At 60.0% G+C, this 14,621-nt stretch carries 13 protein-coding genes; 5 read left to right on the forward strand and 8 right to left on the reverse strand.

All coding sequences use genetic code 11. From position 1 onward, the window contains the following. Positions 1-160: 160 nt before the first annotated feature. The gene (locus QRN31_RS16920) at positions 161-766 is read right to left on the reverse strand and encodes a TetR/AcrR family transcriptional regulator (RefSeq protein WP_285433266.1); all 606 of its coding nucleotides are present in this window, start codon (positions 764-766) and stop codon (positions 161-163) included. Continuing rightward, positions 753-1,604 carry a 3-hydroxybutyryl-CoA dehydrogenase gene (locus QRN31_RS16925; RefSeq protein ID WP_285433268.1) on the reverse strand — a complete coding sequence of 284 codons (852 nt, stop codon included), beginning with the start codon at positions 1,602-1,604 and terminating at the stop codon, positions 753-755. Before QRN31_RS16925 ends, QRN31_RS16920 begins: the two co-directional genes overlap by 14 nt. Before the next feature lie 166 nt (positions 1,605-1,770). On the opposite strand from QRN31_RS16925, the gene QRN31_RS16930 reads away from it, so the two are divergent. Continuing rightward, entirely contained in the window at positions 1,771-2,790 is a 1,020-nt protein-coding gene (locus QRN31_RS16930; protein ID WP_285433270.1) for an AraC family transcriptional regulator, read from the forward strand. Positions 2,791-2,898: 108 nt separating this feature from the next. Here QRN31_RS16930 and QRN31_RS16935 read toward each other — a convergent pair whose 3' ends face one another. Then, complete coding sequence (locus tag QRN31_RS16935; protein ID WP_285433272.1) at positions 2,899-3,555, reverse strand: DUF2931 family protein; 657 nt, start codon at positions 3,553-3,555, stop codon at positions 2,899-2,901. Continuing rightward, positions 3,555-5,096 carry a T6SS phospholipase effector Tle1-like catalytic domain-containing protein gene (locus tag QRN31_RS16940; protein WP_285433273.1) on the reverse strand — a complete coding sequence of 514 codons (1,542 nt, stop codon included), beginning with the start codon at positions 5,094-5,096 and terminating at the stop codon, positions 3,555-3,557. The genes QRN31_RS16935 and QRN31_RS16940 overlap by 1 nt, the downstream gene beginning before the upstream one ends. A 488-nt stretch (positions 5,097-5,584) precedes the next feature. On the opposite strand from QRN31_RS16940, the gene QRN31_RS16945 reads away from it, so the two are divergent. Beyond that, a complete protein-coding gene (locus QRN31_RS16945; RefSeq protein WP_285433274.1) occupies positions 5,585-5,944 on the forward strand; it encodes a DUF6124 family protein in 360 nt (119 codons plus the stop codon). Positions 5,945-6,116: 172 nt separating this feature from the next. Further along, positions 6,117-7,931 (forward strand): ABC transporter ATP-binding protein, encoded by a 1,815-nt coding sequence (locus tag QRN31_RS16950; RefSeq protein WP_285433275.1) that lies wholly within the window; start codon positions 6,117-6,119, stop codon positions 7,929-7,931. Here the strand turns inward: QRN31_RS16950 and QRN31_RS16955 are convergent. The 3 genes from QRN31_RS16955 to QRN31_RS16965 all read right to left on the reverse strand — a co-directional run bounded on the left by QRN31_RS16955 (position 7,903) and on the right by QRN31_RS16965 (position 11,527). Continuing rightward, on the reverse strand, positions 7,903-8,856 hold the full coding sequence (locus QRN31_RS16955) for an alpha/beta hydrolase (RefSeq protein WP_285433276.1): 954 nt from the start codon (positions 8,854-8,856) through the stop codon (positions 7,903-7,905). The two genes, QRN31_RS16950 and QRN31_RS16955, sit on opposite strands and share 29 nt — an antisense overlap. Before the next feature lie 321 nt (positions 8,857-9,177). Continuing rightward, positions 9,178-10,176 (reverse strand): NAD(P)H-quinone oxidoreductase, encoded by a 999-nt coding sequence (locus tag QRN31_RS16960; RefSeq protein WP_222585881.1) that lies wholly within the window; start codon positions 10,174-10,176, stop codon positions 9,178-9,180. A 136-nt stretch (positions 10,177-10,312) separates the two neighbouring features. Further along, positions 10,313-11,527, reverse strand: coding sequence for a YbfB/YjiJ family MFS transporter (locus tag QRN31_RS16965; RefSeq protein ID WP_285433278.1), 1,215 nt, complete (start codon positions 11,525-11,527; stop codon positions 10,313-10,315). Between the two features lie 113 nt (positions 11,528-11,640). Here QRN31_RS16965 and QRN31_RS16970 point away from each other — a divergent pair, with 113 nt between their 5' ends. Continuing rightward, the gene (locus QRN31_RS16970) at positions 11,641-12,516 is read left to right on the forward strand and encodes a LysR family transcriptional regulator (protein ID WP_285433279.1); all 876 of its coding nucleotides are present in this window, start codon (positions 11,641-11,643) and stop codon (positions 12,514-12,516) included. A 48-nt stretch (positions 12,517-12,564) separates the two neighbouring features. Here the strand turns inward: QRN31_RS16970 and QRN31_RS16975 are convergent, their stop codons facing one another. Then, on the reverse strand, positions 12,565-13,287 hold the full coding sequence (locus QRN31_RS16975) for a pirin family protein (protein ID WP_285433280.1): 723 nt from the start codon (positions 13,285-13,287) through the stop codon (positions 12,565-12,567). A 346-nt stretch (positions 13,288-13,633) separates the two neighbouring features. On the opposite strand from QRN31_RS16975, the gene QRN31_RS16980 reads away from it, so the two are divergent. Continuing rightward, positions 13,634-14,584 (forward strand): GlxA family transcriptional regulator, encoded by a 951-nt coding sequence (locus tag QRN31_RS16980; RefSeq protein ID WP_285433281.1) that lies wholly within the window; start codon positions 13,634-13,636, stop codon positions 14,582-14,584. Positions 14,585-14,621 lie beyond the last annotated feature (37 nt).

Genomic DNA, 14,621 nt, shown 5'->3' on the forward strand with positions numbered 1-14,621 from the left:
AGGATGTAGCAGGTTAAGTCGAATGGCAATGTGCGGTCACTTGAAGTCACAATTTCAACTCGGTCGACCATCCACGATGATAGACGCGCATATGAAATCGGGCAGTGATGCGGCGGCTAACCGGAGTGGCATGTGCTGCCCCTGAAGTGACGCCCGGTCCTCAGGCCACCGCGCGCGGGGCGCAGGATGGCCGCAGCAAGCGCTCAACGGCACCACTCACCAGGTTTTCCAGCAGCTCATCACGCTGCGCGTCTTCCAGCGGATGCTGCGCCAGCCAGCCGGGCGCGCTGTTGAGCAAGTTGGCGATGGCGTGTCCGGTGGCCATCAAACCCTGTTCTCCGAGACGCGACGGGACGCCAAGCATCTTCAGCAACTTGCGCTCGTATTGCTCACGCAACAGCCGCACGCGCGCCTGTTGTTCTTCGTTGAGGCAGCCGCTGTCCCGTTCCGCCAGACGAAAATGCCAAGGCATTTCCCGGTGCAGATTCAAATGCGCGCGGATCAGGTTGGGCAGTTTGTCGCGTTTGGCCGAGGCTTTTTGATCGATGCGTCCAAGGGTCGACAACAGCTCTTCATAGAACTCTTCGATCAGGTCGAGCAGCAAGTGCTGCTTGCTCGGGAAATGGTGATACAACGAGCCCGGGGACAGCCCCAGGCAGGTGGCCAGCTCACGCATGCCGACCTGACCGAAACCTTTGCTGGCGAACAACTCCAGCACCTTGTCCCGGTACTCGGCGAAGCGTGAGCAACGCTCAGGCATAGGCATGGAAGCCACGTCCTGTTTTGCGTCCCAGATAGCCGGCGGCGACCATTTCCTTGAGCAGCGGGGCAGGGCGGTACTTGCTGTCATTGAAGCCGTCGTAGAAGGCTTCGAGAATCGCCAGCACGGTGTCCAGGCCGATCAGGTCCGCCAAGGCCAGCGGGCCGATCGGCTGGTTGCAACCCAGGCGCATGCCGGCGTCGATGTCTTCGGCGCTGGCCAAACCTTCCTGAAACACCAGAATCGCTTCGTTGATCATCGGCACCAGAATCCGGTTGACCACGAAACCCGGGCGGTTGCCGGCGGTGATCGCGGTCTTGCCGAGGGTGGTGGCCATGTCCAGCGCCAGCGCGTGGGTGGCGTCGCTGGTTTGCAGGCCACGGATCACTTCGATCAGGCCCATCACCGGCACCGGGTTGAAGAAGTGCAGGCCGATAAAGCGCTCGGGCTGGCTGACGCTGGCGGCCAATTGCGTGATCGACAGCGACGACGTGTTGGAGGCGATTACGCACTCGGCTCTGACCTGCGCGGCGATCTGTTGCAGCACGCGCAGTTTCAGGTCGAGGTTCTCGGTGGCGGCTTCAATCACCATCTGCACGTTCTGCAGGCTGCTGTAATCGGTGCTGGTGCGAATCCTGGCAAGGGCGTCGAGCTTCTGTGCCTCGCTCAGGGTTTCCTTGGCGATCTGCCGGTCGAGGTTTTTGCCGACGGTCGCCAGGGCCTTTTGCAAGGCACTCTCGGCGATGTCGATCAAGGTCACGTTAAAGCCGGCCAGGGCGCAGACTTGCGCAATGCCGTTGCCCATGGTGCCTGCGCCGATCACGCCAATGTTTTGCAGATTCATCTTTGCGTCCTTCCGGTCTAACCCCGCGATACCTTGGCCGACTGGGTGGCCGAAGGCGTACTATTGGCCGCGAGTCTAGAACCGGCGGGGCGGTTGTCCTATGCCGCAACTGTTCAACGGAGCTGGTGTTTTTTGCCATTCGGGCGATGAGGAGAGAAGCGTTCAAATGCGGGAAAAGGACTCGGTGGCGGCCTACTTTGTGCGGGCGATGATCCAGGGGCAAAGGGACAATCCACAGCGCTCGCGCGCTGCGCTGGAAGAGGCGGGCATCGACCCGGCATTAATCGAGCAGCCGACTGCGCGAGTGCCGGCGAGCGCGTTTGCCGCGCTGTGGCTGATTCAGATCCGTGACCTGAACGATGAATTCTTCCGCCTCGACTCCCACGGCATGCCGCCCGGCAGCTTCGCGCTGATCTGCCGCGCCTTGATCCAGGAACCCGACCTGCACAAAGCCATGCGCCAATGCCTGGCCAACTTCGCACTGTTCCTGCGCGACTTTCGCGGCACCCTGACCGTGCGCGGTAAACGCGCCATCATCAGCCTGGAAAGCCATGCGCAGAACGACGATGTCAGCCGTTTTGGCGAAGAAACCTTCCTGGTGTTGATGATCAGCCTGCTGTGCTGGCTTGGCGGACGTCGCATCCCCATCGACCGTGCCGATTTTCGCCACGAGCGCGTGTCCCTCAGCGATGACCGATTGCTCTGGGGCCCCAACCTGACCTTTGGCGCCGAGCGCACCGAAATCGAGTTCGCCAGCCACTACCTGCGCCTGCCGGTGGTCCAGGACCTGGCCTCGCTGAAAGTGTTCCTGCGCACCGCGCCGCAATGGCTGGTGATCCGTTTCCGCAACCAGCACGGCCTGGCGTCACAAGTCCATCAGCGCCTGCGCAACAGCCATTACAGCGATTGGCCGACCTTGCAGGCCTTCGCCCTGGAACAACACCTGAGTCCCAGCACCTTCCGCCGCAAACTGGAGCGCGAAGGCTGTTCGTATCAGGAGATCAAGGATGAAGTACGGCGCGGGGTGGCGTTTGAGCAACTGCGCGAGAGTCGGGCGAATATCAGCGACATTGCTGAACAGCTGGGTTTTCAGGAGCCGAGCGCGTTTCATCGGGCGTTCAAGAAGTGGACGGGGGAGAGTCCGGGGCGGTATCGGGCGCGGTTTCAGGGGGGAGTGGCAGGTTGACTCAATTGAGGTGATATACCGCCGCGCACTATTTACGCGGCGGACCACTGTTCATGCCTCATACGTCGGCGCAGCTGCGATCCCCCAAAAATTGAACCATTTTTTTGGTCACCAGCTGCCGTAAGGAATTCCAAACTTCTCAATATAAAGCTTGGACTTCACACTCACCGGATACGCATAACGGCCTTCATTTTTGCCTTGGTCTGGGCCTAAAGGCTCGATTTCTGCTTTGGCTTGAGCCACCTCAACGGGACGATGGCAGGAATCTCTTACCCAAACCTTCACGACCCCGCCGGGGGCCATGCCTATATAGACAGACGCCACGTATCGGGCCTCTTGTTCGGGGGTGGCCGGGCACCGTTGCATGACAGATGAATGCATCAGTTGTCTGGCTTGCTCGGGTATGTCTATCCAGACTTTATAGGTCTGTGGTTCTACGATGGATTGCCAGCGCACGAATATACGTTTGGGGAGTTCAGCGCCGACCACCGCTTTGCCGGAGCCGCCGACACCTCGCCACCCTTTGGCGGACTCTGTGCCGTCTTCTGGTTGACCGCCTGATGCAGACCCTTTACCAGTGTGGTCAAACCGCTTGCCGTTGATATCTTCTACGGCGCTGTCCTCAACCCAGACTTTCATGTAGTGGGGTTCGACGAAATCAAGTTCCCACCATTGAGACCTAGGGTCATGTTTTGCTGAAAGCGGTTCCGCAGCTTGGCAGCCGGCAATGAAGAGAAGGCTCAGTAACGTGATGAGTCGTTTCATTACCAAAGCGTCCAGTCAGGTACATGAGGATGTTGAACGCGGATTGCGTCCTGCGTGGGGGCGTTAATGTAAACCGCCCTGAGACCGCTACCGTCGTTTCTGCCGAGTGGATGGTTCCAGTTGGCAGACGTGTGGATGAACTTCAGTTTAAGTAGCTGTTCTTCTTTCGGTGTGGTGCTGTAGTCACCGCCGACAAACCGGTCGCACAGCGCCTGAAGCTCTGGTGGTATCGCCAGCTCTGACGAATCCGGAATGTCGTCAAAGCGAACACCTTTTTCTTTCGCCAAGTGATGCATCACGCGCAGATACACCCTTGAAAGCTTGCCGCTCACCGGGCGCTTTAGCTGCAAAGCGGCATAGACTCTTTTTTGTCCTGGGTTAAGTCGGTCTTGCGGTTCATGCGGTAATTCGAAGGCGGCAGGCGTGACAATTTCCAGTAACTGGGCAGGCCAGCCGTTAGATACCCGTTGGCTTTTTACCCTCGCCGCATCGCGGTATATCGACGTGGTGGTGACATCCGTATTGATTGGTACGTCAAGCGCTTGCATCGGGCTGACTAGCACGCACTCTTGCGCCTCCTCGAGGTATCCGCCGCCAATATCTGAATGGACGCCGGGGACCGTGATTTCTGTGAAATCAGGTTTGATTCGGCTGAGGGCAAAGTTAGCTCGGCATTCGTCACGCGCTACCAGTTGGACGACGTCGGTGAAAAAGCGCCGATCGAGGTAGAGTCTGATGCCTGTTGCGATGGGGCTTTTGATATTCCCCAAGTTAGACCAGCCAGCAATCGATGGCACGGTATCGAACAGGCCGATAAAGCCCATATTGATGCTGCTTTTGTATTGGTCAATGAAAGTCGAACCAAAGGCTTTGGGGTTGCCGCGCAGGACGTCTCCTAAAGGACCTTGCTTGCCACGCACAATTTCATTGGCGAAATGCCGAGCGGCTGCGGCACCGCGGCTAAAGCCGAAGGTATCGAACGTCAATGAGGTAATTTCACTGTCGGGGTTATCGACCAACACTTCATTGATGCGCTGCTTGATCAGTGCGAACGAGGACTGAACTCGTCTAGCAACGCCGGTTTCTCCGCGCCCGGCGCCTGCACCCAGGACACTGTCTTTTTCACCCGACAACGTTCCGATGCCTTCAACGTAAACGACGCGGGAGGCAATTTTTTGCGACCCTTCGCCTTCTGCTTGTTGAGTCACGCTATACAGATCACTCAGCTTTTTTACATTGCTGGTGTCGTTGCCGTAGCTACTGTCCGGATCACTCATGAACGGCTTGCAACTGGCATTGATATCTTTTGGCGCAATGGGGTGATGGGCACCGCAGAGCAAACCCGCTTCGGCGTTATTGGCGTTATTACCAGTGCCATCGAAGAAGACACCAATGCGTAACGCAATGCCCGTTTTTTGTGGGGTGGGCGCGGGAGCCTTGCCGTGTTTTTCGTATTCAGCCCAGCGCTCAGCGTGAATGTCGACTGGCTTGGCTTCTTCGTAACGGTAGTTTTTAGGCGGGTTGGGTACGTAGCCGCTCATCCTTGATTCCTTGGACTTGATCCCTGATTAACGCGCGCAGGGTGACACTCAGGGTAGAGGGAAGCAATGGATGGCACTTTGATTCAGCGGCATTCTTAGCGTTGTAGGACGTTCTTGGCAGGCTATTCAACATCGCGAATGTGCTCTTGTTTAAGAGCCATCGAAGTTACGTCCGGAAAGCTACAAAACCTTGCGCCGTTGCCTACGGCTACGCCAGAATCCGCCGGCTTGTGCGGTTTGACCCCGGACTCTATCGTTTCCCTGCCACTGCTCATCAGTGGTCGGGTTTAGTCGCCCGTCGTAGTCAAGTCGCACGATGTCTCTATCAGTCGGGTATCCCATCCCTGCTCCTGATGGTGGCTGTGCGCAGGGCGCCTTCGGGCGCGCCGATTTCTTGGCTCATCGGTCGACTAACCTGTGCGCAGCTGCCTCCCTATCGTTTAGTCGCGAACGGGTTGCAGCCTCACTCATGTATGAGGTCAGAGCCAATGTTCAAAGTCACACCCAATCCCCCCGACACCGATCCAGCCTCCCCGTACGAACCCGATTCAAAGAAATTCCACGAAGCCGCCGAGCGAGCGCTCGACTTCCACTTCCCGTCAAATGCCGACATCAAAGCCACGCCGCGAACCCGCAGCACCCTGTTTTCTGTTGACCCTGAAGCCACGGCCGAAACCCTGGCGGTTTATCTGGTCGAGACACTGGCTTCGGTCGATGTGATGGTCCATCAGTTGGTAGATCATCTGGAGGGCGAGTCGCGTTACGCGCTTTTGGGTATTTCGAACAGCATCATGGTCGCGGAGATCACGGCGAACCGGGTGTTGGATAAAATTGATCTGCCCAAGTAAGTACAGTCTGCTGTGGTAAGTCAGTTGCGATGCAGCGGCCCTCTTTGGGGCCGTTGCAGCGTATCGACAAGCGCCCTCGCCAGAGTTGTTTCCCACCTGCGCAATTTCCAGCTGAAGTACCATGTCGACACTGTCGCCTTCAGCGACCTTCCTCTGCCGAGTTCATCGATCCATGCCTGCGGCACTCTCCCGTTTCACCTCATTGCTCGACCAGGCCCGGCGCGCTTTGCTCCTGGTCTGGGGCACTTCTCGCGGGCTGTTTCTGGGGCTGGTCCTGGCCACCCTGATCGCCGGTGTCCTCCCGGCGCTGGCCGCGTGGCTCGGCCAGCGCATCGTCGATGCTGTCGTGACTGCCATGCAATTGCACGCGCAGCAAGGCAGTGCGCCGTTGTGGCCGGTGGTGCGTTATGTGTTGTTTGAGGCGGGAGTGCTCGCGTTGTTGTCCGGGGCGCAGCGGGCGCTGTCGGTGCAGCAATCGTTGCTGCGGGTGCAGTTGGGGCAGAAGGTCAACACGATGATTCTGGAGAAAGCCCAGACGTTATCGCTGGTGCAGTTCGAGAACTCCGAGTTTTACGACAAGTTGGTGCGGGTACGTCGCGAAGCATCGACCCGGCCCTTGGCGCTGGTGATGAAGTCGCTGGGGCTGATCCAGAACCTGATCGTGCTGATCAGCTTCGGCGTGTTGCTGGTGCATTTTTCGCCGTGGGCGCTGGTGCTACTGGTGGTCGGCGCGTTGCCGGTGTTTTTCGCCGAAGCGCATTTTTCCGGGGACGCGTTTCGGCTGTTCACGCGCCGTGCGCCGGAGAGCCGGCAGCAGAATTACATCGAGACGCTGCTCTCCCATGAGGGCTACATCAAAGAGGTCAAACTGTTCGGCTTCGCGCCGCTGTTGCTGAAGCGCTATCGCGAGACGTTTGCCCGCCTGTATGCCGAAGACCGGCGCCTGACCTTGCGCCGCGATGGCTGGGGGTTTGTCCTTGGCTTGCTCGGCACCGGCGCGTTTTACCTGGCCTATGCCTGGGTGGTGGTCGATACCGTCCACGGCAATATCAGCCTCGGGCAGATGACCATGTACCTGGTGCTGTTCAAGCAGGGTCAGAGCGCAGTGAGCAGCAGTTTGAGCGCCATCAGTGGTCTCTACGAAGATGGCCTGTACCTGTCGAGTCTTTATGAATACCTCGCCGAACCGGTGGTCGCCGACGCCGGGCATCTGACCGTTGGCGCGCTGCCCTGCGATGGTTTGCGTTTCGAGAACGTCGGTTTTCGGTATCCGGGGGCCAGTCGAGCCGCCCTTGAAGGCATCGACTTGCACCTGGTGCCGGGTCGCAGCATGGCGCTGGTGGGGGAGAACGGATCGGGCAAGACCACGATGATCAAGTTGCTGACCCGCCTGTACCGCCCCGATCAGGGCCGTATCTTGCTCGACGGCAGCGATTTGCAGACCTGGGAAGAGGATGCTTTACGCCGGCGCATCGGGGTGATTTTTCAGGATTACATCCGCTACCAGTTTTCCGTCGGCGAAAACATCGGCGTCGGCGATACGCTGGCGTTCAACGACGAACAACGCTGGAAAGAAGCCGCCGCCGAAGGCATGGCCGCACCGTTCATCGAAGGCCTGGATCGAGGCTACGCCACGCAGCTGGGCCGCTGGTTTGCCGGAGGGCAGGAACTGTCGGGCGGACAGTGGCAGAAGATCGCCTTGTCCCGCGCCTACATGCGCCGCAACGCGGACATCCTGATTCTGGATGAGCCGACTTCGGCCCTCGACCCGGCGGCGGAAGCGGCGGTGTTCCAGCATTTCAGCGAACACACGGAAGGTCGCATGACGCTGCTGATTTCCCATCGGTTTTCCAGCGTGCGCAACGCGGACCACATCATCGTGCTGGATCAAGGGGCGATCCTTGAACGCGGTGATCATGACAGTCTGGTCGCAGCGGGTGGGCGCTATGCGCAGTTGTTCAACCTGCAAGCCCAGGGTTACCGCTAGGCCCGGCGATTCGCTGCGGTTTTGACTTCATCAAACTGTCGATGGCCTGGCGATACTGGTTTCCCCCCAGGCTCATGCTGTTGTTGTGCGTGCCACCGGGCACCAACAACAAACGCTTGGGCTCGCTGGCCGCATTGAACAATTGCTGGCTGAACCGCGAGGGCATGAACGTGTCGGCCTGGCCATGGACCACCAGCAGCGGCATGTCGATGTCGACGATCTTGTCGATGGAGTCGAATTTCTGTGACAGCAGCCAGCGCACCGGCAACCAGGTCACGGGCAGATTGTTCTCGGCCACTGCGGCCACGGCATCGCCGAGCGTGGTGAAGGTGGATTCGATCACCAGACCGCGCACCGGTATCGCGCTGTGGTCCTTTTTCGCTTGCGCCGCCAGGTCGGCCGCGAGGTCGATGGCCACCGCACCGCCCAGGGAGTGGCCGTAGATCAAGCGCTTGTTGGCGTCCGGTTGCATCGCCTTGAAGCGCTCCCAGGCGACGCGGGCGTCTTCGTAGACACTGGCTTCCGACGGCAGATCACCTTTGCTCTGGCCAAAACCGCGGTAATCGATGGCCAGCACCGAATACCCCATCGCTCGTAACTGCTCGATGCGGAACGCCTGGCCGGTCAGGTTCCAGCGCACACCATGCAAATAGAGGATCGACGGCGCATCGCGACGGGCGGCCGGCCACCACCACGCATGCAGGTTTTGCCCGGCCTTGAAGCTGGCAGGCTTGATGTCGAACTCCTGAACGTCCTGCGGCAAACCGTGATACCAGCCGGCGGTCCCCGGCTCGATACGGAACAGCAGCTCGCGCTCTTTGTATTTGAGTACGCCGCAACCCACGGGCAAGCCGACGACCAGCGCGGCCATGCACAGGATTGGCAGCCAGCGTCGGCTCAAGCGGCTCATCAGGTTCGAAAACATGCGGTGGTCCGATGACGGGAATCAAAGCTCGGGTTTTAACAGATGCGTGGCGGGGCGTGGGGATAAATTCGACGGTCGTGTGAATGGCCGGCTTGGGTGGTGACCAATCGGGCCCCATCGCGGGCAAGCCCGCTCCCACAGGGGACTGGATTTCAATGTGGGAGTGAGTCTGTTCGCGATAGCGTCAGTTCGGCCCGCACATCTCCCACATTGGAATGCATATCCCTTGTGGGAGCGGGCTTGCTCTGGGCGGCATTTCGACTTACCAGCTCGGGCATCGCGATCATCAGCGGCGCCCAAGCAGCCGGCGCCGGCTACTGATCAGTCCACTTTCAAGACAATCTTGCCGATGTGATCGCCGGCTTCCATCCGCGCATGGGCCTGCGCCGCATCGGTGTAGGCGTAGACCTTGTCGATCATCGGCAGGCAACGGCCAGCGGCCAGTACCGGCCAGACATACTCACGCAGCTGTTCGGCAATCGAGGCTTTTTCTTCGCGAGTGCGCGAGCGCAGCAGGGAGCCGGTGATCGTCGCGCGCTTGCTCATGATCCCCAACAAGTCGACGTCGTTGGCGCGTGCACCGCCGAGAAAGCCCAGCATCACTAGTCGGCCTTCCATGCCCAGCGCCGCAACGTTCTGGTTGAAGTACGAGCCGCCCATGATGTCGAGGATGACGTTGACGCCTTTGCCGGCGGTTTTCTCCTGGATGACCTGGACGAAATCCTGATCACGGTAGTTGATCGCTTCGGCGCCGAGCTGGCGGATCGCCGCGCATTTTTCCTCGCTGCCGGCGGTGGCGAAGGCCTTGACGCCGAATTCGCGGCAGAGCATCAGCGCGGTGGTGCCGATGCCGCTGGTGCCGCCGTGAATCAGTGCGCGCTGGCCTTTGCTGGCGCCACCCATGTCGAACAGGTTGGCCCACACGGTGAAATAGGTTTCCGGGACTGCCGCCGCGTGGACCCAATCCATGCCGTCGGGTATCGGCAACGTCTGGCTGGCCGGGGCGACGCAATACTGCGCGTAACCGCCGCCATTGGTCAGCGCACAGACCTTGTCGCCGACAATGAATTCGCTGACGCCGGCCCCGATGGCCACCACTTCGCCGGCCACTTCCAGCCCCGGGATCGGGCTCATGCCGGGTTTCATCGGGTACTTGCCGGCGCGTTGAATCACGTCGGGACGGTTGACCCCGGCGGCGTGCACGCGAATCAGCACTTCACCGGCACCGGCGCTTGGAACCGGTTCCTGGCGCGGCTTCAGCACGTCGGGACCGCCGGGTTCGGTGATTTCAATCAGGGTCATGGTTTGCGGCAAAGTCATGTAGAAGTCCTGTCGAGAAAGTTGTCTGTAAATGAGATCGCATGAGCCAACCAATGATTCAGTCAAACCACCAATCCCTGTGGGAGCGAGCTTGCTCGCGATAGCGGTGTGTCAGTCACATTGATGTTGGATCTGCCTACGTCTTCGCGAGCAAGCTCGCTCCCACAGGGGATCTGTTCATTAACCGCATCGCCTGTTCCAGCATCAGTGCAACCACAATGGCACCCGCCGCCACAACGAACAACAGCGCATGATGCCCGCCGCTGGCATTGAACAACGCCGAATAGGCAAAGCCTGCTATCGCCTGGAACGTGGCGAACGACACCGTCGCGCGGCTCCAGGCAATCTGCTGCTGGTGATGGTTGGGGATCAGCTCATGCACCCGGGCCAGCGCCAGTGGCACGATGCCTGGCGGGAATGAACCGAGGATCACCGCCAGCACGGCCAGCGCCGTGAAAGAACTCGCTATCGACAGCAAGCCCACGGCAATCGCCTGCACCACAAGCACCAGCCGGATACTCAACCGGGCGCCGAGCTTATCGGCCAGAAAACCGTAACTCACCGGCCCGATGATCGCGCCCAGGCCGTACATCACCCACATCAGTGCACCGACGTGCGCCCCGGCACCGAGCCCACGAGCCACGTAATCCACCAGGAAGACCATCGCCGGCACCAGCCCGGCAGCCATGAAGGCGTATTGGGCGAACAACAGGTAAACGCCAGGATCGGTCGGTGTCGTGGATGTTTCAATCGATACAACGGCCTGAGGGTGCGCCGCTTTTGGCCATGCGAACCAACTCGCGGCGGTCAGGACCAGTGACAGAATGCCCAGGCCAAACCAGGTTTGCTGCAGCCCGAGGTTCAGCAACGGCGGGACAATCGTCCCCGAGCCGGCAATGCCCAGGCCGATACCAAGGAAGATCGCGCCGCTGGCCAAGCCCCGGCGAGACGCCGGCACGTGGGGCAATACCGTTGCAGCCACCAACACCATAATCGCGCCGCCCGCCACGCCGGACAGCAGGCGCCAGCCGAAGAACCAGCTCACCGACAAGGGAAAACCACAGGCAAAGAATGCCAGGGTCACGGCCAGCATCATCAGGCGCAGGGCCGTGGTGTTGGAGGTGCGGTTGGCCAGCGGTCGGCCGATCAGTGCGCCGATCAAGTAGCCGACAAGGTTGGCGGCGCCGAGGTACACCACGTCGCTGGCGGAAAACCAGTGCGACTGGATCAGCGACGGAATCAACGGCGTGTAGGCAAACCGCGCCAGGCCAATACTGACCAGGCTGGCGGCGAGGCCGGCGAAGATCGGCAGCCAGATCGCGCTGCGCGGGGTGGTCGATGTGCTGTGCATGAGAGCAGTCCTGTGAGGTTATCTCTGGTGCCCAGCGTATCGAGAATTATTGATGCAGTAATGCATCGATTTCGCGCTACAGTGATGCGAATTTGCATTATCAGGAAAACCCTATGAATTGGGATGACGCACGGGTGTTTCTGGCGGTGTGCCGCGAATCGACACTGCGCGGTGCGGCGCGGGTGCTGGGGGTCGATCAGGCCACTGTCGGGCGGCGGGTCACGGCGCTGGAAAAGTCCTTGAGCGCGACACTGTTCCTGCGCACCTCCGAAGGTTACGCGCTGACGGCGGTCGGCGAAGCAGCCTTGCAGGCCGTGGAAAAAATGGAGGTGTCGGCGTTGGAGCTGGAACGGCAGATCCTCGGTCTGGATGATCGGCTGACCGGTACGGTACGGGTCAGCACCACCGATTCGCTGGCCATCGATTTCCTGATCCCGGCGATTGCCCGGTTGCACGACAAACACCCGGATGTACGGGTGCAGCTGGATGCGTCCACGCAAATGATCAGCCTGGCCAAGCGCGAAGCCGATATCGCGGTGCGCAATGCCCGGCCGGACAACCCGGACCTGATCGCCCGGCGTATCGCCCGTTGGCCGGTGGGCCTGTTCGCCTCGCAACGGTATGTCGACAGCCACGGCGTGCCGGAACCGGGTTCGGCGTTTGAAGGACATGATCTGGTGGCTTACCAGCCGTATCTGGCGAGTAACAAGGAGATGACGCTGGTGTCGGAACCGGTGAGCCGCGGGCGGATCGTGTCGAGCCTGGGCTCCGGCCTGCTGGTGCGTCGAGCCATCGCAGCAGGGCTCGGCGTTGGGGAAATTCCGGTGTACATGGGGGAGAGGGACGGGCTGGTCAGGCTATGGCCGGAGCGCACGCGACCGGTGCCCTATGACGTCTGGCTGGTGACCCACGCGGACTTGCGGCATACCGCCCGGGTCCGCGCGGTGATCGATGAAATCGTCGCGGGGTTTTCCGGTACCGGCGAATAAAAAGTAATCCCCGTCGCAGCTGGCTGCGACAGGGATTACAGGTGACGGTTATGGCATTTCCGGCAGTTCTTGTGGCCGCAGGTCAAACACCAGCACCTCGGCATCCACGCCGTTGGTCAAGGTCAGCACCTGTTCTTCGCGAACCCGCACGCCATCGCCTTCCTGCAACGGTACGCCGTTGAGTTCGACGCTGCCACGGGCCACATGCACATAGGCGTAGCGGTTGGCGGCCAGTTCCAGGGTGGCGCTTTCCTTGCCGTCGATCAGCGCGGCATACACCCGTGCATCCTGACGCACCTTCAGCGAACCCTTGTCCCCGTCCGGGGAGATGATCAGTTGCAGACGCCCACGTTTTTTCTGGGTGCTGAAGTGCTCTTGCTGGTAACGCGGTTTAGCGCCGCTGACTTCCGGCACGATCCAGATTTGCAGAAAGTGCACCGGCCGCGTGGCCGAGTGGTTGTATTCGCTGTGCGCCACGCCGCTGCCGGCGCTCATCAACTGCACGTCACCGGGACGAATCACCGAGCCGGTGCCCAGGGTGTCCTTGTGTTCCAGAGCGCCTTCGAGTACGTAGGAGAAAATCTCCATGTCGCGGTGCGGGTGCTGGCCGAAACCTTTACCCGCCGCCACGCGGTCGTCATTGATCACCAGCAGATCGGAAAAACCCTGTTCTTTGGGATTGCGATAGTTGGCGAAGGAAAAGGTATGGAACGACTTCAACCAGCCGTGATTGGCGGCGCCGCGATCCGAGGCTTTGCGAAGGGTCAGCATGATGAAATCTCCTGTGGGGACGTTGATTCGTCCGAGTGAGGAGAAGGTTAATGTTTATCGGTTGGTGCAATAAGTAGATGAAAATTGAAATACTGTCCTGATCAGGTTGACAGTAATGTGCAGTCGATCACGTATTCTTCTCCGACGCCGGCGTCACACTTGGCCATAATGCATAGCATCCCTTTTGCGCCGGACACTGGCCCCTGTGGGAGCGGGCTTGCCCGCGATAGCGGTCTCACATTCAACAGTAGTGGTGGTTATAAGTCCGCTATCGCGAGCAGGCTCGCTCCCACAGGTTTTGTGTCTGGCAGATGGACTTTCTTTTGACTTCAGTGATTTTGAACCCATGAAAACCGTGGCTATGGTGTTGTTCCCCGACTTCCTCCTGCTGGACATGGCCGGCCCCATGGAAGTGTTTTCCATCGCCAATCGTTATCTGCCGGCGCATGAGCGTTACGAGCTGTCGACCATTGGCACTGAACCGGGCGCGTTGCGAGCGTCCAACGGCGTGAGCGTGCACACCGATCTGCACATCGATCAGGCCACCCAGGCATATGACCTGTTGCTGGTGCCCGGCGGTCCGGGGGCCTATAACGAAAAACACCCACAGTTGTTGTGCTGGCTCAAAGACGCCGTCGGGCGGGCCGGGCGCTACGGCTCGATCTGCACCGGTGTGTTTGTACTCGGGCATGCCGGTTTGCTGGACGGCTATCGCGTCACCACCCATTGGCATTACACGGAGCGCCTGATCAAAGGCTTTCCCGAGGCAACGGTGGAGACCGATAAGATTTACGTGCAGGACCGAAACCTCATCACCTCTGGCGGCGTGACCGCCGGTATCGACCTGGCGCTGGCGGTGGTCGCCGAAGACCACGGCAAGAAAGTCGCCCAGGACGTGGCCAAGGTGTTGCTGGTGGTGATGAAACGCCAGGGTGGACAGGCGCAGTTCAGTCCATTGATGGCCACCGTCGCACCGCAGGAAACCCCGATCACCCGCGTGCAGAACCATGTGCTTGAACACCTCGATGAAGCCTTCAGCATCGAACGCATGGCCTGCTTCGCGAACATGAGCGAACGGCATTTTGCCCGCACGTTTGCCCGGGAAGTGAACATGACGCCCATGGAGTTTTTGCAAAGTGCGCGCATCGACTGCGCCCGCAACCTGCTGGAAACAAGCGAACTGCCGCTCAAGACCGTGGCCTTCAAAAGCGGTTTCGGCAGTGTGCGGCACATGCGTTTTTTGTTCAGTGAAAAGCTGGGCCTGACCCCCAGCCAATATCGTGAACAGTTCAGCTAGAGCGTTTGTGTCCGTTATGCGCACCGCGATGGCTGTG

Origin of the sequence: Pseudomonas sp. fls2-241-R2A-110 (assembly GCF_030209165.1) — a bacterium.
Lineage (GTDB): Bacteria > Pseudomonadota > Gammaproteobacteria > Pseudomonadales > Pseudomonadaceae > Aquipseudomonas.

Coding starts and splice junctions, on each gene's coding strand:
- QRN31_RS16980 (WP_285433281.1), top strand. CDS start 13,634: ATGAAAACCGTGGCTATGGTGTTGTTCCCCGACTTCCTCCTGCTGGAC.
- QRN31_RS16975 (WP_285433280.1), bottom strand. CDS start 13,287: ATGCTGACCCTTCGCAAAGCCTCGGATCGCGGCGCCGCCAATCACGGC.
- QRN31_RS16930 (WP_285433270.1), top strand. CDS start 1,771: ATGCGGGAAAAGGACTCGGTGGCGGCCTACTTTGTGCGGGCGATGATC.
- QRN31_RS16965 (WP_285433278.1), bottom strand. CDS start 11,527: ATGCACAGCACATCGACCACCCCGCGCAGCGCGATCTGGCTGCCGATC.
- QRN31_RS16920 (WP_285433266.1), bottom strand. CDS start 766: ATGCCTATGCCTGAGCGTTGCTCACGCTTCGCCGAGTACCGGGACAAG.
- QRN31_RS16970 (WP_285433279.1), top strand. CDS start 11,641: ATGAATTGGGATGACGCACGGGTGTTTCTGGCGGTGTGCCGCGAATCG.
- QRN31_RS16940 (WP_285433273.1), bottom strand. CDS start 5,096: ATGAGCGGCTACGTACCCAACCCGCCTAAAAACTACCGTTACGAAGAA.
- QRN31_RS16950 (WP_285433275.1), top strand. CDS start 6,117: ATGCCTGCGGCACTCTCCCGTTTCACCTCATTGCTCGACCAGGCCCGG.
- QRN31_RS16955 (WP_285433276.1), bottom strand. CDS start 8,856: ATGTTTTCGAACCTGATGAGCCGCTTGAGCCGACGCTGGCTGCCAATC.
- QRN31_RS16960 (WP_222585881.1), bottom strand. CDS start 10,176: ATGACTTTGCCGCAAACCATGACCCTGATTGAAATCACCGAACCCGGC.
- QRN31_RS16935 (WP_285433272.1), bottom strand. CDS start 3,555: ATGAAACGACTCATCACGTTACTGAGCCTTCTCTTCATTGCCGGCTGC.
- QRN31_RS16945 (WP_285433274.1), top strand. CDS start 5,585: ATGTTCAAAGTCACACCCAATCCCCCCGACACCGATCCAGCCTCCCCG.
- QRN31_RS16925 (WP_285433268.1), bottom strand. CDS start 1,604: ATGAATCTGCAAAACATTGGCGTGATCGGCGCAGGCACCATGGGCAAC.